Origin of the sequence: Treponema sp. UBA6852, from assembly GCA_002449305.1 — a bacterium.
In the GTDB taxonomy this organism is placed as follows: Bacteria; Spirochaetota; Spirochaetia; order Treponematales; family Treponemataceae; genus Treponema_D.
In genome coordinates this window covers 91,321-112,299 of sequence record DKDI01000034.1, presented here as the reverse complement: position 1 = coordinate 112,299, position 20,979 = coordinate 91,321, and the positions used below count along the sequence as shown (strand labels likewise).

Sequence of the window (20,979 nt, the reverse complement as noted above, 5' to 3'; positions counted from 1 at the left end):
TTTTAGAATCTTCCTGTGTTCAAGAAGTCCTGTGTAAAGATTCTGTCTGGAAGAACAGTCTTTACATCAACGTTAAGAATTTTTATGGAAGTTGAATGTTTTGTCTGAACATTTTCCATTTTGTTTTCCATTGGAATATTGAAGCCGTCAACATTTTCAATTTTGAAAACTGTAAGAGTTTTTATAAGTTTTCCGTTTTTGTCAAAAAGCTCCGTGTAAACAGGATAATCTGTAGCTTTGTCTACCCAAACCATTCTATAGCTGTACTGGCTTGACTTTGGATCAATCGGTGTGTTTTTTACAACTTCGCAATTGAAACCGTTCTTGGTTTCTTCCTTTACGAATTCGTGAGTGTCTTCTTCCATTTCGCGTGTAGAAAGGTCATCATAAGTTGCATCAGTTCCCATGAAGGATTTTGATCCTTCGCTTGAATTTACACGTCTTGTGTTTTTCAGTGCCGGAAGATAAATCCATTTGTCATCTGGCGCGCCTTTGTTTTCAATCTGAAGAAATCTTGTGTCCTTTATGTTTGCCGGTGAACGGAAATCCATGACTGCGCTTGTTATGTCATTTTTGTTGCGTCCGTACTGAAGAACATTGCGCTGCTCTGTGCTTCCGTTTTTGTCTGTTAAAAGCATTACAACTTTAGAGCGGCTGTAGTCAGGCTTTGCGACATCATGTGTTCTCTGCATGATTTCATCTCCGCGCGCATCTGCGAATGCTGCGAAAGTTCCTGCTGCGAGTGCAGCTGCCAATGTAAGTGTTTTAAATGTAAGTTTCATTTTTATCCTCCATGTTTTTCCCGGAAAAATCCGGGATTTTTTTTATTTATTTTCTGTTTTTTCTTTTGGCCGCATAAATTTTGGATCTGTTAGATTCAAAATTCCTGGAATAATTGTCATTGCAAGGAAGCTTGATGTAAACATTACGATTGCAACAAGAATTCCAATGTAGCGCAAAACTATAAACTTTGAAAGTGTAAGAACAAGGAATCCAAGACCTACTGCAAGTGCATTTGTAAGAATTCCGCGTCCGCTCTTTCTGAAAGTTTCCTTTAGAACTTCAACAACGTTTTCTGTTTTCGCTCTTTCTTCTTTATAGGTTGTCATAAAGTGAATTGTGTAGTCAATACCGACGCCGACTGCAACCGAAGCGATAATGCTTGTAATGAAGTCAAGATTGATTTCACAGAATCCCATTGTCATGTAGTTAAGAAGAATACTGAATGCAAGCGGAATTGCTCCTAAAAGTCCTGCCCAGCAAGATCTGAATGAAATCGCAATAATCAGGAATACAGAGAACAAAGAAAGAGCAAGACTTGTTATCTGGCTTGAAACAATCATGCTTGTCATTCTGTGTTCCATCTGCGCTGAACCGGTTGCTTCGAGAGTGTAGCCTTCAGGGAAATGTTCTGCAGCATAATTTTTGGCATCTGCAATTATTATTCCACTTTCTTCTGATGAATGGCTTCTAAGCTGGCAAGTTATGCGCATTTCCTTTGGATTCATGTCGTCATCAATAAATCTGTCAAGAGAGCCGCTTAAAAGTGTGAGATAATTTTCAACAACATTTTTCAGTTCTTCACGAGTTGCAACAGGATACTTTGAAGTGTCGTAAGGAATTTCATAATATGCAGTTCCGTTGTAGTTAACCTGTTTCATAAGCTGGTTAACGATATCTTCTACGGAAGCATACTGACCTCCTGCTTCAACATAAGCATTGTACAAAAGCTCAAGAACTTGCTTTGTTGTCATTGAAGTTTCAAGCTGCTCGCTGTAAGCGATATTTGGATCTACAAAATCCTGTGCAGGAGAAGCTTGTGTTTCTGAATCATCTGTAACCCAATTTGACCAATCATCAGAGGCTGAAGATGAGTCGTCAGTTCCGAAATCAGAGCCCCAGTCATCCCATCCGTCAGAAAATCCGCTTGAAGAAGAATCTGATGATTCACTAGAAGAAACTGGCTGTGTTCCAGGAACGTGCCAAACTTGGTTTATGCGTTTTATAAATGTTGTAAAGGAAACGATTTTTCCGATGTTCTCATGGTTTGCAGCAAGATAATGCTCCATGTTGTCAACTGCTTTCAAGAGTTCCGGATTTGAAATGTCTCCTTTTTCCTGTCCTTGAATTACAAAGAAGAGGCAGTTTGAACCGGCATATTGCTGGTCAATATGGTCAACGTCTTTTCTGAACTCGCAGTTCTTTGGGAAGTAGTTGATTAACGCTGTATCAATTTTTAGAACTTTGAGTCCAGTGAATGAAAGAACAATTATAGCAATTGAAGTAAGCACAAGCCGTGGAACAGAGCCGCAGAAAAATTTGTAGATTGAATAAAGCGTGTCGCCGCTAGCTTCTGCTTCTGTTTTTCCGCCGCGCTGAATTTTTGCAAGTTCCAAACGGCGTTTTGCTTTTTCCATTTTTGCTTTTACTTTTGCAGTGAGCTTGTCAATGTTGCGTTCTTTTTTTACAGCTTTTCTGTAGTCCTTTAAAAGAAGGACTGCAGGAATAAACGTTATAGAAAGAAGAAGCGAAAGTGAAACTCCAACCGCTGTGAATACTGCGAAACTGTGCAAAGGTCCGAGTGGGCTTGTTATAAGCGAAATGAAGCCGACAATTGTTGTAACACCTGCAAGCAAAACTGCGACAATAACTTCATTTAAACCAGAGAAAACGCATTCTTCATATTTTTCTCTTGTCATTTCACCTTCAACGCTATTGATTGCGATGTAGTAATGCGAAAGAACATGTATTCCGTATGCAGAGCCGACTGCAATTAATGAAACTGGAATTACGCTTGAAATCAAAGTGAAAGTTATTCCAAAAAATCCCATCATTCCAACGGAAATTATTGTTGAAAGCAAAACCGTGCATAAAGGAAGAAGCATTCCAGTTACAGTTTTAAAGCTCATGTAAAGTGAAAGAAGAACAACAACAATTACAAGCGGAATCAAAACTAAAAGATCTGAAATCATAAACTGCTTTGATTCTTCAGAAAGAACAGGTTCACCTACAAATTTTACATCGAGATGATGTCCTTCTGTTTCTTCATTTACAATTTTCTTTACTTTTGCAAGAACTTTTTGCTGTCTCATAATGTCAGTACCAAGTTTTCTGACTTGAGCTTTTATTTCTTTTATGTTGGATTTTGTCTGGGCAATTTCTGCATTGATTTCTGTTTTGTCGTCCGCAGTTTTTGCCTGCTCTATAAGTTCTGCAAGTTTTGCTTGGTTTTCTTCAAGTGAAAGAGTTTCGTCGCTTTTTGGACGAAGTGAAATCTGCATTTGAAATCCAGTGCTGTCGTCATTTACAATTACGCGGTTGTACATATCGTGCCATTCAGCAAGCCTTGATTTCAGCTGAAAAATATCTTCGTCAGAACCTGTGTATGTGTCAGGAATGAGCTGTGTCGCTGAGATTGAACCGTTTTCATCGCAGACATAATCGATGTGGGTGACAGAATCTATATCTTCGACTTCTGGCAGTTCAAGAGTTCTGTCAGTGATTTTTCTTACAACATCAATGTACTCTGGAGTGAGTATAGTTGTTCCACTTTTTGTTTCTAATGTGATTCCAATAGAAAGCATGCTTCCGAATTCATCTTCAGTTTTTGTAAGCAAGTCATAAGATGCGTCTTTTTGAGGGAAGAATGAACGAAGTGAATTTTCGAGAGCCAAATTCTTTAAGAAGAATCCGAAGAATCCTGTGAGCAACAGAGTGGCTACAATTATTGCCCAAGGATGCTTAAAAAAAGTTTTTAAGAATTTCTTTTTCATAAAATAGTCCTTTCCTAAATAACGTTCAAAAGATTAAACCTATTGATATATAAATATAATGTTTTTTTTATAAAATTCAATAGGTTTTGTAAAAAAAATGACAAAAAGTTTAATTACTTAAACTTATTGACATTTTAGTAATTTAAACTATATTATTAATAATACTCAAAAAAATGCGAGGTTCTGCAAATGGGAATAAGCAAGTCCGAATTAAAAAAAATACATGAAATGCTCAATAAATGCGGACCTCTTTTTATAGCTCTTGGAGATGAAGTCCGCCAAAAACTTATTCTTGACATAGCTGATGCCGGAGAGGAAGGAATAAGCGTTATGGATTTAACTTCAAAGTCCAATCTTTCGCGTCCTGCAATTTCGCATCATTTGAAAATTTTAAAGGATTCTGGATTTGTAAAAACAATAAAACGCGGAACTTGGGTTTTCTACAAAATTTCCATTTCAGAAAATTTTGCAGAAATTGACAAGCTTGTAAATGAAAGCCTTAGAATAATAGAAAAGGTTAGAAAAGAGCAGGCTGAATGATTTTAGTTTATCCCATCTACAATTTGAATTCCTGAGCTTGCTCCAATTCTGTTTGCTCCAGCCGAAATAAAATCCAACACTTCTTGAGTGGAATGAATTCCGCCGCTTGCCTTTACTCCCATTTCGTTTCCTACAGTTTTTCTCATTAGCTCAACGGCATGAATTGTTGCTCCGTTTGGCTTTTTCATTGAAAATCCTGTGGAAGTTTTGACAAAATCAAATCCTGCGTTTTTTGCGCAAATGCAAGACTGAATTATTTCATCATCATCTAAAAGAGTTGTTTCTAAAATCAGTTTGGTTAAAATTTTTTCTTTGCGCGGAAGTCCGTCTTTTTCTGCGAACATCGAAGCTTCCTGAACGCTCTTTGTTAAAAACGAAAGTTGCTGCGCAAGCTCATTCCACTTTTTGCTTTTTACAAGATTCAAGTCGATTACAAAATCAAGCTCTTCCGCTCCGTTCGTAATTGCAATGTCAGCCTGCGACATTTTTGATTCTGTTCCGCCGGCGCCAAGCGGAAAATCTATTACAGTGCAGACTTTTGTTTGCGACCCTGAAAGAACTTTTGCCGCAGTTGAAACAAAAACAGGATTTATGCAGACGCTTGCAAATCCGTATTCTTTTGCTTGCTGGCAAAATTTTTCAACTTGTTCTTCTGTGGCTTCCGGAGAAAGAAGAGTCTGGTCTATAAATTTTGCAAGTTCTTGTTTTGTCATTTTAAATTCCTCCAAATAAGTTTGTTGTCTATGATTTCGCAGGCGATTTGACCTTCGTGTTCAAGGCAGGAAAGATATGAGCGCAACGTTGTGCCGATTAAGTAAAACGGAACAACTTTCATTTTTATTGATGAATAGTCGGCGATTGCTTTTAAAAGTTCTTCCGTTGTTTTAAATCCTTCTTTTATTTTTTTTAGAATGAGAGACTCAAATTCGTAGGTAACCATTATGTTTATTTCTGCAAACGCATTTATTGTTGCAAATGTGCATTTTGAGCCATGACCGGGAATATAAAAATCAGATTTTATTGATGCGATTTTTCTTACTGATTTTCTGAAGTCTTTTTGATTGCATAAAAACGGAATCCATGTTTTTTTTAGAAGTTCAATTCCGAAGAAACTATCGCCAAGAAAAAAACTTTTTATTCCGTCTGACTTGTCCTGAACTAAAATTCCAATCTGATCAAAAAAATGTCCCGGAAGAAAATAAAACGAAATGGAAACCGCATCAAGCTCGATTTTTTCTTCAGATAAAATTCTGTCGGTGAAAATTGGTTGTGGCGGCGTGAACTGCGGAATGTCAAATTCTTTTAATGAAACTCCGCCGCAGTAAATTGCTCCGATTATCGCTGGAACTTCCATTATTCTTGCGGATTCGGCTGAAGCCCATATTTGTGTTTTTAAATTTTTTTTCAGATATAAAGAGCCGCCGCAGTGGTCAGCGTGCGAATGTGTTTGGATTACAGCTTTGATTTTTTTTTCAGGAAAGAGAGATGAAAGTGTTTCAGCAATGAGTTTTCCGTCTTCCTCTGACTGCCCTGAGTCAATAAGAAAAATTTCGTCATTGCTGAAAACAACTCCAATGTTTGTGGAGTGGCAGAACATTCCAACGTTAGCTGAAAGTTTTACAAATGATTTTTCATTTATAGCCATTGTTTTGCCAGCTCCAATTTTTATTAAACTTCAGCAGCCTCAATAGATTTTACAGTGTAATCATATTTGTGGTCGTTGATTGTGAATGCTCTTTGCTCTCCGTTTTTCATGTCAAGAAGATTGTTTCCGAGCGGTGAAAGATAAGAAATTATTCCTTCATCAACATTTGATTCCCACGGACCAAGAATTGTGTAAACAACTTCATTGTTTTCGATGTTGTTCTGCAATGTAACTTTTGTTCCGAATGAAACAAGCGATGTTGTCGCTGTTGTTGGATCAAATACAACTGCGCGCGAAAGTTCTTCCTTGAGTTTTGAAAGCTGAACGTTAAGACGGTGCTGAGCTTCTTTTGCCGCAATGTATTCAGCGTTTTCCTTAAGGTCGCCTTTTTCCTTTGCCTCTCCGATTTCAGCAGCAACTTTTGGAAGCTGGACTTTTTCAATGTCTTCTGCAAGCGTGCGTTTGACTTCGAGCATTTTTGCAGTAACCAGAAGTCCTTTTGGAGCTTCCTGCTTGATTTCTGCTTCCTGGAATTTGAAGTCTGGATATTTTTTCAAGATTCCGTTTCTTAAAGAAGCTTTGTATTGAAGCTCAAGGTCAGAAAGGTCGCTGACCATTGTGTACATTCTTGTAATTACATCAGTTGAATTTGCAAGCATATACTCAAGCATTGGGTTCTTGTCTTCATTCAGCTTGTTTCCAAAGAGAAGGGCAGTAGATTCCTTTATTGTCTTTGTGTTTTCAACTGTATTCACGTGATTGTTCTTTTCACGGTTGCAGACTGAAATTATGTTGACCAAGGTTACGAGCTGCTTTTCTTCTGAAATTTTTGCTTCAACAAACCATTCTTCAGTTTTGCATTTAGAAATAAAGTAGTTTACAGCATTTCTGTTGCTTCTGTAGTCGTTGAAAATATCCTGAACAAGGCGGACTGCTTTTTCCTTTTTTCCAGCTGAAATAATTTCTGCAATAAGATTTTTATCAAGCACAGTCGGGAACAGGAAAGTGTACTGAGAATCCCAGTCTGGAAGCATCTTGATATTCGCAAGGAACATTTTCTTTAAGTGAGTATTTTTTGTGTCCTTGAGTTTTGTGTACATTTCGCGTGGATTTTCAATTTCTGAATAAAGCTCGGCGAATGTGAACTTTGCAGGATTTTCAAGCGCGGAAATTCTTTTTACAATTTCCTGAACAACAAGATAAGAAGCCACAATCTGCTCGTTTACAGAAGTGAATGCCTTGAGGTAATTTGCAAAGTAGCTGAACATTTCAGAAAACTGGTCGTCAGAAGGATCTTCAATTGCTTCAAGATAGCGAGCCATTATGTCGATTCTTGGGAAGAATTCCTTGTTTGCCTTGAATTCATTTGCAAGACGCTCTGACTTGCTAAGTTCTCTGTCGCGGACTGTATAGAAATTCGCATCGTTTGGATTTACACAGAACGGAGGCTCTGCAAGAATTTTCTGAGCCTTTGCGTGCCAGCTTGTCCATTCGCTTGAACCTTTTGTTTTTCCGTCTTTGTCTTTAGCAGCGTCTTTTAATATTGAAGGAACAAGTTCTGCTTTTATGTGCTTTTCGTCGCAGTTATTGTTGTAGCTTTTGATTATTGTCTTTAAAGTCCATGGAATGTCGCTCTTTACTTTTTTTACAAGCTCTTCATGCTTTACAGTTTTCTTGTAGACTTTGATGTGGTCTTTTGCAAGAGGTTGGAGTGCGCTAACTGCCATTTTTAAAGACATTGTGTGAACGCCTGTTTTCTTTCCGAAGTTGATTGTAAGAGTGTCGCCTTCAACTTTTGAAATAATTCCAACGCCCCAAGTTCTATGGTAAACGTAGTTTTTTGCATCGAATGCAATGTGCTTTTCAAAGTCGTTGATTGCTTCAAAGACATTGCGGAATGACTGGTTCAAATTTGAAGACTTTATGTAGTCTTCAAGATGCGAGTGGTCTGCATATTTTCCGCGGAAACATTCCGTGATTTCCTTGCGCGCCCAGGAATCTTTGCTGTCGATTTCAAGAATAAGCTTTAGAATGGCGATTGCTGTGTCCCACTTTGCAGTGTCCTTATAATATGCGTAAAGTTCCTGCATAAGAATTGCTGACTTGTCTTCGCTGATTGTCTTTGCAATTTTTCGCTGAACCAGCATAAAGAAATCAAGTTCTTCTGGAATGTAAGAAACAAGAATTGACCATATAGCTTTTGCTGAGCCGATATTTTTTGCGGCTACAAAGCGGAGCAATGCTTTTTTATAGTAATTTATTGCAGCTTCTCTGTTTCCTTGAGAGTCGTAGCGTTCAGCAAGAACACGCGCCATTTCTGCTTCTTCAAAGTCAAGCTTTACAATTTTCTCATAAAGTTCCCAGAGCCTGTCATCATTTGAAGCCTTGTAATAATCCGCGAGCTTTCTTAGAGCAAGTTTGTTCTGCGGATCATCTTCAAGAATTGAATTGCAAAGGTATTCAACGAGCGATTCCTTGTGGTTCTTTTCAAAAATATCAAAGAGCGCGTAAAGGGAGCTTGTGTCTACGGAACCTGTGCGCATTGCAATCATTCCTGAAAGATAAAGGGCTACAATGCTGTCTTTTGTGTGCGCAAGCTGTTCATCGCAGATATCCTTGATGGCGTATTCACAGTTCTGGTTTCTACATTCGTCAAGGACTTTTTCAAGTTCTTCGATGTTGTTTTTGGTGAAGTTTGTAATTCCCGCTCGTGTCCATGTTTCTGCCTTCAGCATTTCGCGGACAGAATTTTCAAGTTCTTCAGACATAATGTTTGCTCCTAGTTTTTTATAAACTTCTCTGCTTTTTCAGAGGTTTCCGAATCTGTATAAATTGTGAATTTCAGGATCAAGAATTTTCATCTTGAGCATGACTTCCGAAATACTGCTTGACTTTTCTTTTGACGAAATATAGTAATCTATAAGCCAAAAATAAAGGTTCAAGAGCCTTGGTTTTATAACTTCCTTGTTGCTTCCGGGATCTTTCATTTCGCTTTCTCTGGCAAAAATTTCTTGACGCAGATGAATTACTTCCTGCGCTCTTAAAAGCCTTTTTACGGTAAAAACTTCAAGTATAACTCCGTAAACTGCAACCCATTCCTGTAACGCTTCGCCTGTATAGCCAATTTCTTCGACTTTATTTATAAGAGCCTTTATCATTGGCGAGTCTAGGAAAAAAAAGTCTATTCTTTTTGCATCTATGTAGAAAGCTTCCCTAAAAAGCATTTTTGCATTTTTTGTTTCCCCGCAAAGCGCATAGCAGTCGGCAACTTCCGCGACGATAGCTGCTTGTCCTGAAAGAGTTCCGTTTGCTTCCTTTAAAAAGTTAAGGGCGACTTCATAAGAACCTAGCTTTTTATAGCAAAGTCCGGTTTTCCTTAAAATTTCAGACTTAAGCCTGATGTCTTTTTCGTCCGCTGCCTTGCTGTAGCATTCCAATGCGAGCGAAAAAATTCCCTTTTTAAAAGAATAAATTGTTCTTTCGTACTTTTCACTTTTTTTTCCAGTTATAAAGACAAACTGCTTCCATTGGTTTAGAAGGGTTTCTCCCTGTTCAAAACTGGAAAGGCTGGGAATTGAATTCAGCGTGTCAATCCAGAATCCGCAGCATTTTATTGCAAAAACAATGCTTTCGTCGTCCAGATCAATGGTTAGCGCGTCCTTGAGCAGTTCCGAAGCTTCTGAAATATTGCAAATTTCAATGAGTTTGAATGCATTGCAGAGCGCGTTTTCCGACTGAATACCCATAGAATTCAATTATATATATTTGAAAGATTTAGTCAATGTGATTTTCTGCAAAAGGGGGTAATATTTATAATGGTTTTTCAATGTGTTTGTCAATAGTTCACTGCCTAATAGCCTAAAAGTTTTAGATTTTTTTTATTTTGCCTGAATTTTTGTTATTGAAAATTTCAATTGATAAATAATTGGAATTTATTTATCATGGTTCTATGAAAAAACACAGCCGATTTCTTTCGCCATCGCTTCTTTCCGCGGATTTTTCAGATTTGACTTCTGCATTTAAATTTATAGAAGAAAAGGGCAGTTCCTTTGTCCATGTTGATGTTATGGACGGGCATTTTGTGCCGCAGGTTTCTTATGGTCAGCCTGTAATCAGTTCAATCCGAAAATGCACAAAGCTTCCGTTCGATGTTCATCTTATGATTGACCGTCCTGAAAATTCAATTGTTTCCTATATAGAATCTGGCGCGGACATTGTTACATTCCATATAGAAGCAACTTGCCATGCAGACCGATGTGTTCAACTTATTCGTAACGCCGGAAAAAAAGCCGGAATCGCATTGTGCCCTGCAACTCCTTTGAGCGCGGTTGAAGAACTTTTGCCTTTTGTTGACCTTGTTCTTGTTATGTCTGTGAATCCGGGGTGGGGCGGACAAAAACTTATTCCATATACTATTGAAAAAATCAGAAAACTTGCCGATATACAGAGAGAGAAAAACTTTAAATATCTTATTTCTGTAGATGGCGGCATAAATCAAGAAACCTTGGAGGATGTCCTTGAAGCGGGAACAGATATTGTTGTTTCCGGCTCGTCATTTTTCAGGGGGAATTTAGAATGGAAATAAAAAAACGCTTTGTACTGGCTTTTCTTGTTTTGATTTTTGCGCTTCCGTTTGCATTTAGCCAAAAAACTCCATCAGGTGAAAGCGCGGCGGATTCTTTTGTGCAAGGACTTATTTGCTATAAAGACAAAGCTTGGACTGACGCTTCTGTATTTTTGAGGCAGGCTGCGGATTCGGAGGAATATTCAACGGATTCAACTTGGTTTATGGTTATTATGAGCCTTGTTTATTCTGAAGACTTTTCTTCTGCTGTGAATGCCTGCGATTATTTTATTTCCGCTTTTCCAGAAAGCTCTTTGCTTCCTGCGGTTGAATATCAGCGTGGAAGAGCATTGCATAGTACCGGACAGAACGACAGCGCGGTAATGGCTCTTGGAAGTTTCTGCAATGAATATCCAGAAAGCAAAATGTATTCTTCCGCATTGTACTGGATTGCCGAATGTTTTTATGAAGACTACGATTACGAAACAGCTCGCTCTTTGTATGAAAGAATTGTTTCTGAATATCCAGGCAGCGCAAAATGCGGTGATGCGGAATTCAAGCTTTACCTTATAACACAGCGCGACCGTGAACAGAAGCTTCTGTACCTTTTGAAGATGACTGGCGAAGAATATCTTAGCAGCAAGGAAAACTATGAGCGCGAGCTTAGAACTATGCAGTCAGAAGATATTGCCGAGTTAAAAAAGCAGCTTAGAATTGCAAACAGCAGAATCAGGGAACTTGAAGAAAATGCTTCGGCTGGATTGCCTTCCGCTTCAAATGTACGCGCAGAAAATTCAAATGAAGAAATTCCGGTTTCTTCTGGCGGAATTGAAGATGAAGAAATGTATTCGCTTAAAGAAAAAGCTGCTTTGATTCAAAAACTTCTTGATGAAAAATACGGGGGAAAGTAATGAAAAAGAAATTGTTTGCTTTTGCTTTTTTTGCAGCTTCTGTTTTTGCCTTGAATGCTCAGAATGAAGATCTTTCTTTTGTAATGCAAAAAGATTCTTTGGATAAAAAAGAAATACCTTCATATTCAGTAGAAAAAAATATTGTAATTGACAAGGATGAAATTCGTCTTGCTCTTGACAGTACAACTGGAGCTTTTTCTCTTTACGCGCTTCCTGAAAAAGGCCGTGAAATTGCGCTTCTTTCAAGCTACGATTCAGGCTCTTCATCCTTTTTTGCTCTTAAAGCTGGAAGAAAAGAATATAAACTTGCCCGTGGAACTGGAATAAAAACAGAGTCCCGCAGAACTCCTTTGGGCGCGCAGATGGCTTATCTGATTCCGGATGTTGCGCAGGTTGTTGTTGACTTTAGTTTTCTTCCGTCGATTCCTAATTCCACAAGAACCGATATGCTGCGTGTTACCGTTTATACAATCAACCTTGGAAAAAATGTTCAGTCGTTTGCACTGAAAGGCGTGTTTGATACTGTTCTTGGTGAAAATACTTCGGCGCATTTTTCTACAGCGGCTAGAAGCAAAGTCAATTCTGAAACTCTGTTTACGAATATGTCTGATGATTTGTGGATTCGTTCTAGCAATGCAAAAGCGGCAGTTCAGTTTCTTCTTGAAGGAGCTGGAATAAGCAGACCTTGCAATGTTGTGCTTGCGAATAAAGAAAATCTTGTAAACTCTTCCGGCTGGATTCCTTCTGTTCAGCATGGAAAAAGTTTTACTTCTGTTTTGTCATACAATAATTCTGCGGTTTGCATAAACTGGGATACTGCATATCTTGATCCTCTAAAAACTTCTGCTGTTGGATTTTTTATTTCGGTTGCCACAGACGGAGAGCTTCCTGCTGGAAAAAAGTTTCTTTCTGATTTAGCGAACGGAAAAACAATGCTTGGAATTTATTCAAAAGTTGCTGTTCCTACAACGGATGTTGCTCCACTTCCAACTCCTCTTACTCCTCAGGAAGCCGGACTTTCAGAAAAAGAAATTCACGATTATACAAAAAATGGAACTCCTTTTGTTGAAGTTACAGAAGAGCAGCTTGATCCTGAATATATTCAGAATTTGCTTGACCACATAGCTTCTCTTTCAAATGATGTTGACAAGGAAGAACTTGACAGGCTTAATTTAGAGCTAGATTCAATTCTTGCAAAACTTGGAGTTGAAAGATAAATGGGACGCTCCAATCTGGACACAGCCAAACATCTCATAAAGCGCCGCAAATTTGATCTTGCAATAAATATTCTTGAGTCTTACGAGGATGTTTATGAAGGTGATTTTGAATATTACCTTGCTTTGGGAATTGCTTATTTATATGCTGATGTTCCAGGAAAAGCTTCCCAGAATTTTAGAAGCGCGCGTGAAATAAAAATAAAAAACACACAGCTTCTTTTGGGACAGGCGGTTATTTTTCTTAGGCATGGAGAAACTGACCGGGCGCTTGAATATTATCTTGAAGTGCTTGATATTGATCCAAGAAATTCAATTGCGCGTTCGGCAATGGAATTTATCAGGCTTTATGGAGATTATACAACAATTTGCAAATGGGTCGATTCCGGCGACATAAAAAAATTCTATCCGCCGCTTGGAATGAATCCGGACATTATAAGAAATTGCATTCTTACGGGGCTGTTGGCAGGAATTGTTTGTTCAGCGCTTGTTGTTTATGAACCTTGGAAAAAGCTTAATAAGCCGCTCACTGAATTTGATTCAAAGTTTTCGCTTTCTACGGAAGAAATAAAAAATCCTCTTCAGATAAATATTTCTGAAAAAGATTTTACTGTTAAACTTGAAAAGAATCAGGTTGCTTCTGTTTTTAATTCTGCAAAAAAATATTTCGGTGAAGGCCGGGACAATGCCGCGCAGGTTGAACTGAATAAAATTTTAAACAGCAATGCGGCTTCTTCAATAAAGCAAAAATCTTTGGAAATGTCGAAACTTTTAAAAGAGCCTTCATTCAGTTCCCTAAAGGACAATTATTCTTATCTTGAAGTAAAAGAAAATCCTTTGCTTTATCAGAACTGCTATGTGATTTGGGACGGAACTGCTGTGAATGAATATCAAAAAAGCGACGGTTCCTGGGGCTGTATGCTTTTGGTGAATTATATTCCGGCTGAAGAAAAACGTTCTTCAATTGGAACTGTAAAAGTTGTTTTTGAAAAAGCTCCAACGCCGCCAGTCAATATGGAAAAGCCAGTTCGGTTTCTTGCTAAAATAAAAATTGAAAATGGAGAACTGTATCTTTTGGGCTGCGGAATTTATCAGCAGTTAAAAGGCAAGACGCTAGGAGAATCTTAAATAAAATTCAGCTGAAAAAATTAGTTTGCGTTGCAGACTTTTATACATCCGTTGCTGCGGATAATTTTTGATAAGGAATTTATATGAAAGAATTTTTACCCTATGACAGTGTTAGAATTGACGCATTGAAACTTGCTCATAAGATTTATCAGCAGGATAAATTCGTTCCTGATGTTATTTATACTTCTTTGCGTGGCGGCGCGTACATGGCAAATGTAATCAGCGAGTATTACAAAGTTGCTCTAAAAAATCACAAGCCTGTTTTGTATGCGGCTGTTGTTGCAAGAAGCTACACTGATGTTTCCCAGCATTCTGCAGTTAGAATTGACGGATGGACTTATTCCCCGGATTATCTTCGTGCCGGAGATAAAATTATGCTCGTTGATGATATTTTTGATTCAGGCAGAACACTGAATTATTTGGTTGGAATTCTTTTGGAAAGGGGAGTTCCTCGTGAAAATATAAAAATTGTTGTGCATGACTATAAAGTGTACAAATGGAAGGAGCAGCTTCCGATTCAGCCAGACTATTGGTGCAGAAAATTTGAAATTTCAAATCCCGAAGAAAACACTTGGATTAACTACAATAGCCACGAGCTTGTTGGTCTTACACATGAAGAACTTGAGGAAAATTTTTATAAGCCTTATCCTGATTTGCGTGAAGTTTTAGAACCGATTTTTAAGGATGAATAAATTCCATGAATGAAATGCGATTGTCTGTAAAAAAAATTATAAGTATTCTTTTGCTTTTTACTTTTAGCAAGCTCTTTGCTTTTGAAGAAAAAAATATCTTGAGTCCGATTTCTGGAGTTTGGAAAAACAAACAGGCTCTTGTTTTAAATTTAGAAAAAGGCACTGATGTTTATTATTCTTTTACAGGCAGCGATCCTTATGTTTCTGGATTTTCTTATGATTCTCCTGTTCTCATTGATCAGAGTGGAAGTGTAACTGTAAAAATTGTATCAATTGATCAAAACGGTGAAAGAAAAGATTTTACAATTGAATACAATGTCGAAGAAAATTCAGAAGTTGAATATAGTATTCAGTCAAAAGAATTTATAAATTCAATAAATCAGAATCCTACTGTTCCTTATATTTCTGGAACCGATTTTTTTATTCCCTCTGAATTTTTGTATTCTCTTGAAAATTCCAAATCTCCATATTTGAAGTCAAAGCTTTTTCTTTCAAGTAAAAATTCTGTAGAGCGTTTTGTCTCTTGTTTTGCTGTTGATTTTACAGGAAATAATTTTTTCCATTTTGTAATTCAAGTTCTTCCTGCTGAAAAAACTGCTGATGCAAAGGCTGACAATGTTCCATTTGAAATTTCAGAATGGAATAATTTTTCTTTTAAAGATAAAAATTTTATTTACAGAATTGATGACGAAAACTGGAAGTCTCCATCAGAACCAAGTTTTATTGATAGAAACTATGCTCATAAAATTTCTTGGCAGCCAGTTGAATTTTATCCTGGAAATAAAGTTTTTGAATATGAGCTTCCGGCAAAACCTTTGGTTCTTTCTAAAAAAGACAAGAATGGTGTTGTTGAATTTTTTATAGATGGAAACGAAAATTTTTCATTTGAAAAAAATTCTCCTTTTGCTTATGCTGATGCGTTCGAAAATGAAGATGTAAAAAGTTCTGCTTGCTTTAAAATTTTTTACAATGGAAATTATCAGGGAACAATAGACTCTGAATTTTCTATAGACCGGCTTCCTCCTGAACCTCCTGAAATTTTTTCATCTTCGATAGGAAAACTTACAAGAACAAAATCGTTTTTCAGAATTTCAAGTGAACCAGATGCTGAAATTTTTTATGCCTTAAGCAAGCCTTTTGAAATACCAGACGGATTTGTAGAAAGCGCGCAAGCTGAATTTGAAAAGATAAAACCTAACAATTTTTCTTTATATAATGGCAATGAAATTTTTCTAAAGTCATCAGATAAAAACGCAGTGTTTTATAAAGTATGCGCATATTCTGTTGATGCATCTGGAAATAAAAGTGAAATTTCAGAACAAAAAATAATTATTGATGAAACAAACTATTATCTTTTTGCAAATTCGCAAAATGAAATTCAAGACGGCTCTTATGATAATCCGTTTAAATCTTTTGAGCAGCTTATTTCAGTTTTGAAGTTTTCAAATAAAAAAATCAGATTCCATATTTATGGAAACATCGATATTCCAAATAACGAATTTTTAATTTCAAAAGATTGCACTTTTATAGGACATGATTCCAGTTTGAGTTTTAAGGAAAATTCTGCTATCAAGGTTTTAAATGCGAATGTTGAATTTGAAAATTTGATTATTGAAAAAAAATCTCAAGTTGAAAATTCACCACTTGTTTACGCAGAAAATTCTTCTGTTGGAATTTCTAACTGCGAGTTTTCTTCAGTGTTTTTGAAAAATGGCACTTTGCTTGATTTGGAAAATTCAAAAGTTCATATTGAAAATTCTGGATTTACAATTCAATCAGATTCTTATGCTTGTGGAATTTCTTCTGAAAACTCAAATATTGTCTGCGAAAAATCAAGATTCACATCTGTTGCAGAATCTTGTTTTAATGTGAAAATTTCAGGCGGAATTTGTTCTTTCTCTGACTCATCATTTTCTTTGATTGGAACTTTAGGACGTGGAATTCAAATTCTTAATGCAAGTGCTTCAATTGTTCAAAACGAGTTTAACGCAAGACTTTCCGATTCAACTAAAAAAAGTTCTCCAATTTGGAGCAATGTAAATTCTGTTGTGTCAGAAAAAAATATTCAAAAAGGATTTTAAACTTTATGCAGTTTCTTGTTGGAATTGATGAGGCGGGAAGAGGTCCTTTGGCTGGCCCTGTTACTGCTGGATGCGTTGTCTTGCCTTTTGATTTTCCTGTGGAAATTTTAAACGACAGCAAAAAACTTTCTGAAAAAAAACGTGAAGCTGCATTTGATGTTATAAGAGAAAAATCTTGCTGGGGAATTGGAATTGTCAGTGAAAAAATAATTGACGAGATAAATATTCTTCAGGCTGATTTTAAGGCAATGAAAATTGCTTTTGATATGATGAAGATGAAACTTCCTGCTTGGTGCGAAAAAAATAAATTTGACTTTGAGCAATGTAAAAATTCCATGCAAATAATTGTTGATGGAAATATGCTGCCTTTTTCTGATAAAAATCTTGATATAAAAGCAGTTGTAAAAGCTGACTCAAAATTTCCTTGCGTTATGGCGGCAAGCATTCTGGCAAAAGTTCAGCGTGATAAAATTATGCTTGATTATGATAAACTCTATCCGGAGTATGGGTATGCAAAACACAAAGGCTATCCAACTCCTGCACACAAAGAAATTTGCCGCCGTTTAGGACCGTCTCCCATTCAGCGGCTTTCGTTTAAATATTAGTATTCTGTTTTTTCAGCATCAGGCTGCCTTTTTGAAACAACATGAAGTCTGCCTGAGATTTCTTTGCGCTCTGCTTTTCTTTCTGAAACTAAGCGGCTTTCTCCTTTTCTGCGGTAGACTTTTTTTGCTGGCTTTTCTTCTGGCATTCCGCCTGCTGCATATTTTGCTTCTTTCGCAGCTTTTTTTTCTGCACGGATTTTTGCGCGTTCTCTTTGGATTTTTTCAACAGCTCTCAAAGATTCGTCCATTCCGCCCAAAAAACTTTTCATGTCATCTGCAAAAACAACAATATCGCGTCTTTCGTCTTGTCCGTCCTTTATTTTGCTTTCAACAATCTGAAGAAAAACATCTCCATTGCGATTTTCTTTTACGTTGAAATAATACGAACGCTTGTCCAGGTTTACCTGATTTGTAAAAAGTTCTCCACGAATTCCCATAATGTCCTTCCCTAAAAATTTAGTTTGATTTTTTTTTGCATCAAAAAAGATGCAGGATATGACTTTTCAAACTTTACATCATTTTAGAATTTATTGCAAGCGGAACGATTACAAAAACTGGCTGCAAATATTTTTCAGTTCTTCAATTAGCTCGTTCATGCTTTCTTCTTCAGTTGAAAATCCAAAACTGAATCTAACAGCGCTTTCTTTTTCTTTTGGGCTTAGCTGCATTGTGTCAAGAACTGGACGGCCTTTATGCGAAGATGAACACGCGCTTCCTGTTGAAATGAAAAATCCATTTTCGCTTAATGCGCGCTCCATAACTTGTCCTGGAATTCCTGGAAATGCGGCTTGAACAACCCAAGGAGAAAAGTTTTCCTCAAATTTTTCATCTTCACGGCAGTGCGGAATTATAACGCAACCTTTTATTTCTTTTAGTTTCTTTATGAAATTTTTTGTAAGAATTTTTTGCTGTTCAAATCTTTTTTCTGCGGAAGCGTTTCTTTCTGAAATAAAATATTTTTCAAGGCAAAGTGAAAATGCTTCTGCGCCAAAAAGATTTTCAGTTCCGCTTCTTACATTTTTTTCCTGCCCGCCGCCTTTTAAAAACGAATTCAATTCTTTTGCAAGATAAAGAATGCCGATTCCTCTTGGTCCGCCAATTTTGTGCGCGCTGAATGAAGCTGAATCAATTCCGCTTGCCTTTAAGTTCAGTGGAATTTTTCCTGCAGCCTGAACGCAGTCAACATGAAAAAATGGTTTTCGTTTTCCTTTTGTTTTTTCTTCAATAATTTTTGCGATTTCATAAATAGGCTGAATTGCGCCGGTTTCGTTATTTACCGCCATTACGGAAACAAATGCAGTGTCTTCTTGAAGCGCATCTGAAATGCTTTGGGCGCAAACAATCCCATTTTTACCTGGATTTACATTTATAACTTTCCATCCGCAATTTTGCATTGGCTTTGCCATTTCCCGTAAAGCCGGATGCTCAATAGAACTTAATACAACGCTTCCTTTTTGAGGTCGGCTTAAGACAGAAAGAAGCGCAAGATGATCTCCTTCTGTTCCGCCGGAAGTGAAAAAAATATTTTCTGCATTTACTCCTAAGGCTTGAGCTGCTCTTTTTCTTGCGTTTTCCAAAGCGGACTTTGCATCAGTTCCAGCTTTGTGAATGCTTGAAGGATTTCCCCAATGCTCCATAGAGTATTTTAGTGCCTTAGTTAAAATTTCTTCATCATTTGGAGCTGTTGCGGCCCAGTCAAAATAGTGGTTTGCTGAAATCATTTTAAAACCTCAAGAATTTCATCGTCTTGAACTTCTGTTGCCAATGTGGATTGTTCAGTTTTTTGAAGAATTACTTTTACGCAGCTTCCAGAATTTTTTTTGTCTTTGTGCATTGCAGAAACTAAAGCAAGTGTTGCATCTGGAATGTTTTTTATAATTTGTGGAATGTGCTCTGTGCAGAATCCGTAGTCAAAAAGAATTGACTTGCATTCTTTTGTAAATTCAGCAGTACAAAGTTTTTTGCTAAAAGCAAGATCCAAGGCTCTTCCAATTCCCCAGGCAACAGCTTCTCCGTGGCTTATTCTTCCAAGTCCTGCTACAGTTTCAAGCGCGTGCCCAAAAGTATGTCCGTAATTTAAATATGCGCGGATTCCTTTTTCTTTAAAATCTTCATGCACGGTTTTTGCTTTTGCTTTTGCGCAAATTGCAATTATTTTTTGCAGAACTTCTTCGTTGCGACTCATAACTTTTTCTTTTTGTGTCTTTAAAATTTCTGTTAATTCTGAAGAAAAAAGAAAAGCTGTTTTTACAACTTCGCCAAGCCCTGAAATAAATTCATTCTGCGGAAGACTTTGTATAAATGAACTCCATATATGAATTTTTTTTGCAGGATAAAAAGCTCCAATCATGTTTTTGTAGCTATTAAAGTCGCATCCAGTTTTTCCACCGATCGAAGCGTCAACGTCAGAAAGCAAAGTTGTTGGAACAAACTCAACATCAACTCCGCGCTTGAACATCGAAGCCGCAAACCCTGTCATGTCGCTTAAAACTCCGCCTCCGATTGCAACAAAAAGGCAGTTCCTGTTGAAGTTTGAGCTTAAAGCTGCTCTTACAATTTCGAGGACATTTTCTATTGTCTTGTATTTTTCACCTGCCCCAAGGATGCAAAGCGTGTCGTTTCCTTTTTTGAAAACAGAAGGAACTTTTATTTTGTCTGTGTTTTCACTTGTAAAATGTGAAATAAAATCTGCGCATAAAGGAGCGATGTTTGTGTCGGTAACGAAGAGCCTGTTGCGTTTGTTTTCCGCAGAAAGATAAAGGCTGCATAGGTCATTTTTTCCGCTGTAAAAAAGAATGTCAGTTTTATCAAAGCCTGAATTTTCAGGAAAAAAAAGTTCAAAACTATCTATCGGTGAAATATTCATTGCTACAGTTTACTGCATTTTGTAAATGGAAGCAAACCCTATTGGAACTTTGAAAATGATTTTTGCAGAAAGTCATTCCCGCGACATTCAGTTGAATTTCACAGGAATGATAATTGGCTAGTTAAAAATTATTTTACGAATTCCAAAAGAATTTTTCCGTCTTTTGAACGGAGCGTAAGTGTGTTTCCAACGAGAGAATAAGATGCGGTCTGATCTAGGTTGATATAAAATTGCTGCTCAAGTTCCTGTGCTTCTTTGCTTCCGGAAGCCATCAACGTTGAGGCTCCGAGCGTGAACGAAAGTTTTTTTTCAGTCTCGTCAAGATTGTAGTCCATTGAGTAATAGTTTACGCCGGAAAAACCAGAAGCTTTGTTTTCTTCATTAAATGTAAGTGTGGGAAGTTCTGTTTTGTCTGCGTCTATGCTTTGGACTCCGTTGTTCTTTAGAATTGCAGTTAATGTCCAGTTTGCGTCTTTTATAGAAGCCTTTGCAAAAACAAACTCTGAATTTTCTGTTGAATTAAAAATGCACAAAAGAATTTTTCCGTCTTGAGTTTTTGTTTTCCAACTGTCAGCCCCCACTGCGGAATTTAAAAAGAGCCTTTCAAATTCCATGTCCTCTTTGCTTCCCATCATTTTTGTAGAAATAAATCCCGGCTCTGCACGAAGCTTTTTCCCATTTGCTTTGTAAAGGCCAGAGAAAGAATTTACGCCGGAAAATCCAGATACTTTGATGTTCAAGTTTTCATCTTTTGAAATAGAAATTGTGGCGCATGAAAAGTCTATTTGCTTTTCTCCAATTTTGTACTGAACAAGATTCCAATCGCCTTCAATTTGCTTTGCGTCCTTTGATTTACAGCCCCAAAAAGCCAGCACTGTAAATGACATAACTGCCGTAAAAAGTTTGATTTTTTTCATTTTTATTTTGCTCCATAAAAAAAAGTCAATGTAGATAAAAATA

Annotated in this window: 18 protein-coding genes; 8 read left to right on the top strand and 10 right to left on the bottom strand. The window is 37.2% G+C overall.

The window, feature by feature from the left end; genetic code table 11:
- Positions 1-2: 2 nt before the first annotated feature.
- A complete protein-coding gene (locus B3209_RS07405; RefSeq protein ID WP_296662803.1) occupies positions 3-782 on the bottom strand; it encodes an outer membrane lipoprotein-sorting protein in 780 nt (259 codons plus the stop codon).
- Between the two features lie 42 nt (positions 783-824).
- Positions 825-3,773 carry an efflux RND transporter permease subunit gene (locus tag B3209_RS07400; protein ID WP_296662807.1) on the bottom strand — a complete coding sequence of 983 codons (2,949 nt, stop codon included), beginning with the start codon at positions 3,771-3,773 and terminating at the stop codon, positions 825-827.
- 189 nt (positions 3,774-3,962) lie between these two features.
- Here B3209_RS07400 and B3209_RS07395 point away from each other — a divergent pair, with 189 nt between their 5' ends.
- Positions 3,963-4,313: an ArsR/SmtB family transcription factor gene (locus B3209_RS07395; protein WP_296028272.1), complete on the top strand. Its 351-nt coding sequence runs from the start codon at positions 3,963-3,965 to the stop codon at positions 4,311-4,313.
- A 2-nt stretch (positions 4,314-4,315) separates the two neighbouring features.
- On the opposite strand, the gene deoC is transcribed toward B3209_RS07395, so the two are convergent.
- From deoC to B3209_RS07375, 4 genes are read right to left on the bottom strand one after another with little or no spacing between them, the layout of a single operon-like run.
- Positions 4,316-5,026, bottom strand: coding sequence for a deoxyribose-phosphate aldolase (gene deoC, locus B3209_RS07390; protein ID WP_296662810.1), 711 nt, complete (start codon positions 5,024-5,026; stop codon positions 4,316-4,318).
- Positions 5,023-5,958, bottom strand: coding sequence for an MBL fold metallo-hydrolase (locus B3209_RS07385; protein WP_296662812.1), 936 nt, complete (start codon positions 5,956-5,958; stop codon positions 5,023-5,025). Before B3209_RS07385 ends, deoC begins: the two co-directional genes overlap by 4 nt.
- A gap of 23 nt (positions 5,959-5,981) precedes the next feature.
- On the bottom strand, positions 5,982-8,726 hold the full coding sequence (gene greA / locus B3209_RS07380; protein ID WP_296662815.1) for a transcription elongation factor GreA: 2,745 nt from the start codon (positions 8,724-8,726) through the stop codon (positions 5,982-5,984).
- Positions 8,727-8,765: 39 nt separating this feature from the next.
- Positions 8,766-9,704 carry a hypothetical protein gene (locus tag B3209_RS07375; protein WP_295796890.1) on the bottom strand — a complete coding sequence of 313 codons (939 nt, stop codon included), beginning with the start codon at positions 9,702-9,704 and terminating at the stop codon, positions 8,766-8,768.
- Positions 9,705-9,907: 203 nt separating this feature from the next.
- Here B3209_RS07375 and rpe point away from each other — a divergent pair, with 203 nt between their 5' ends.
- From rpe to B3209_RS07340, 7 genes are all read left to right on the top strand, one after another.
- Entirely contained in the window at positions 9,908-10,543 is a 636-nt protein-coding gene (gene rpe / locus B3209_RS07370) for a ribulose-phosphate 3-epimerase (protein ID WP_296662819.1), read from the top strand.
- Complete coding sequence (locus B3209_RS07365) at positions 10,534-11,433, top strand: tetratricopeptide repeat protein (protein WP_296662824.1); 900 nt, start codon at positions 10,534-10,536, stop codon at positions 11,431-11,433. The genes rpe and B3209_RS07365 overlap by 10 nt, the downstream gene beginning before the upstream one ends.
- The gene (locus B3209_RS07360; RefSeq protein WP_296662827.1) at positions 11,433-12,650 is read left to right on the top strand and encodes a hypothetical protein; all 1,218 of its coding nucleotides are present in this window, start codon (positions 11,433-11,435) and stop codon (positions 12,648-12,650) included. The genes B3209_RS07365 and B3209_RS07360 overlap by 1 nt, the downstream gene beginning before the upstream one ends.
- Positions 12,651-13,775 (top strand): tetratricopeptide repeat protein, encoded by a 1,125-nt coding sequence (locus B3209_RS07355; RefSeq protein WP_295796899.1) that lies wholly within the window; start codon positions 12,651-12,653, stop codon positions 13,773-13,775. It abuts the gene before it with no gap.
- 83 nt (positions 13,776-13,858) lie between these two features.
- Complete coding sequence (locus B3209_RS07350) at positions 13,859-14,467, top strand: phosphoribosyltransferase (RefSeq protein ID WP_295796901.1); 609 nt, start codon at positions 13,859-13,861, stop codon at positions 14,465-14,467.
- A gap of 5 nt (positions 14,468-14,472) precedes the next feature.
- Positions 14,473-16,548, top strand: a complete 2,076-nt coding sequence (locus tag B3209_RS07345; RefSeq protein ID WP_296662831.1) for a chitobiase/beta-hexosaminidase C-terminal domain-containing protein — start codon at positions 14,473-14,475, stop codon at positions 16,546-16,548.
- A gap of 5 nt (positions 16,549-16,553) precedes the next feature.
- The gene (locus B3209_RS07340) at positions 16,554-17,153 is read left to right on the top strand and encodes a ribonuclease HII (RefSeq protein ID WP_295796905.1); all 600 of its coding nucleotides are present in this window, start codon (positions 16,554-16,556) and stop codon (positions 17,151-17,153) included.
- On the opposite strand, the gene B3209_RS07335 is transcribed toward B3209_RS07340, so the two are convergent.
- The 4 genes from B3209_RS07335 to B3209_RS07320 all read right to left on the bottom strand — a co-directional run bounded on the left by B3209_RS07335 (position 17,150) and on the right by B3209_RS07320 (position 20,936).
- Complete coding sequence (locus B3209_RS07335; protein ID WP_296662834.1) at positions 17,150-17,590, bottom strand: DUF3276 family protein; 441 nt, start codon at positions 17,588-17,590, stop codon at positions 17,150-17,152. The two genes, B3209_RS07340 and B3209_RS07335, sit on opposite strands and share 4 nt — an antisense overlap.
- A 108-nt stretch (positions 17,591-17,698) precedes the next feature.
- Positions 17,699-18,874 carry a cysteine desulfurase family protein gene (locus B3209_RS07330; protein ID WP_296690311.1) on the bottom strand — a complete coding sequence of 392 codons (1,176 nt, stop codon included), beginning with the start codon at positions 18,872-18,874 and terminating at the stop codon, positions 17,699-17,701.
- Positions 18,871-20,019: a 3-dehydroquinate synthase gene (locus B3209_RS07325; protein WP_296662844.1), complete on the bottom strand. Its 1,149-nt coding sequence runs from the start codon at positions 20,017-20,019 to the stop codon at positions 18,871-18,873. The genes B3209_RS07330 and B3209_RS07325 overlap by 4 nt, the downstream gene beginning before the upstream one ends.
- 128 nt (positions 20,020-20,147) lie before the next feature.
- Positions 20,148-20,936 (bottom strand): META domain-containing protein, encoded by a 789-nt coding sequence (locus B3209_RS07320; protein ID WP_296662847.1) that lies wholly within the window; start codon positions 20,934-20,936, stop codon positions 20,148-20,150.
- Positions 20,937-20,979 lie beyond the last annotated feature (43 nt).

What these genes read in the sequence shown, in the direction of transcription:
- B3209_RS07405 (WP_296662803.1), bottom strand. Translation starts at nt 782, where the DNA reads ATGAAACTTACATTTAAAACACTTACATTGGCAGCTGCACTCGCAGCA.
- B3209_RS07400 (WP_296662807.1), bottom strand. Translation starts at nt 3,773, where the DNA reads ATGAAAAAGAAATTCTTAAAAACTTTTTTTAAGCATCCTTGGGCAATA.
- B3209_RS07395 (WP_296028272.1), top strand. Translation starts at nt 3,963, where the DNA reads ATGGGAATAAGCAAGTCCGAATTAAAAAAAATACATGAAATGCTCAAT.
- deoC (WP_296662810.1), bottom strand. Translation starts at nt 5,026, where the DNA reads ATGACAAAACAAGAACTTGCAAAATTTATAGACCAGACTCTTCTTTCT.
- B3209_RS07385 (WP_296662812.1), bottom strand. Translation starts at nt 5,958, where the DNA reads ATGGCTATAAATGAAAAATCATTTGTAAAACTTTCAGCTAACGTTGGA.
- greA (WP_296662815.1), bottom strand. Translation starts at nt 8,726, where the DNA reads ATGTCTGAAGAACTTGAAAATTCTGTCCGCGAAATGCTGAAGGCAGAA.
- B3209_RS07375 (WP_295796890.1), bottom strand. Translation starts at nt 9,704, where the DNA reads ATGGGTATTCAGTCGGAAAACGCGCTCTGCAATGCATTCAAACTCATT.
- rpe (WP_296662819.1), top strand. Translation starts at nt 9,908, where the DNA reads ATGAAAAAACACAGCCGATTTCTTTCGCCATCGCTTCTTTCCGCGGAT.
- B3209_RS07365 (WP_296662824.1), top strand. Translation starts at nt 10,534, where the DNA reads ATGGAAATAAAAAAACGCTTTGTACTGGCTTTTCTTGTTTTGATTTTT.
- B3209_RS07360 (WP_296662827.1), top strand. Translation starts at nt 11,433, where the DNA reads ATGAAAAAGAAATTGTTTGCTTTTGCTTTTTTTGCAGCTTCTGTTTTT.
- B3209_RS07355 (WP_295796899.1), top strand. Translation starts at nt 12,651, where the DNA reads ATGGGACGCTCCAATCTGGACACAGCCAAACATCTCATAAAGCGCCGC.
- B3209_RS07350 (WP_295796901.1), top strand. Translation starts at nt 13,859, where the DNA reads ATGAAAGAATTTTTACCCTATGACAGTGTTAGAATTGACGCATTGAAA.
- B3209_RS07345 (WP_296662831.1), top strand. Translation starts at nt 14,473, where the DNA reads ATGAATGAAATGCGATTGTCTGTAAAAAAAATTATAAGTATTCTTTTG.
- B3209_RS07340 (WP_295796905.1), top strand. Translation starts at nt 16,554, where the DNA reads ATGCAGTTTCTTGTTGGAATTGATGAGGCGGGAAGAGGTCCTTTGGCT.
- B3209_RS07335 (WP_296662834.1), bottom strand. Translation starts at nt 17,590, where the DNA reads ATGGGAATTCGTGGAGAACTTTTTACAAATCAGGTAAACCTGGACAAG.
- B3209_RS07330 (WP_296690311.1), bottom strand. Translation starts at nt 18,874, where the DNA reads ATGATTTCAGCAAACCACTATTTTGACTGGGCCGCAACAGCTCCAAAT.
- B3209_RS07325 (WP_296662844.1), bottom strand. Translation starts at nt 20,019, where the DNA reads ATGAATATTTCACCGATAGATAGTTTTGAACTTTTTTTTCCTGAAAAT.
- B3209_RS07320 (WP_296662847.1), bottom strand. Translation starts at nt 20,936, where the DNA reads ATGAAAAAAATCAAACTTTTTACGGCAGTTATGTCATTTACAGTGCTG.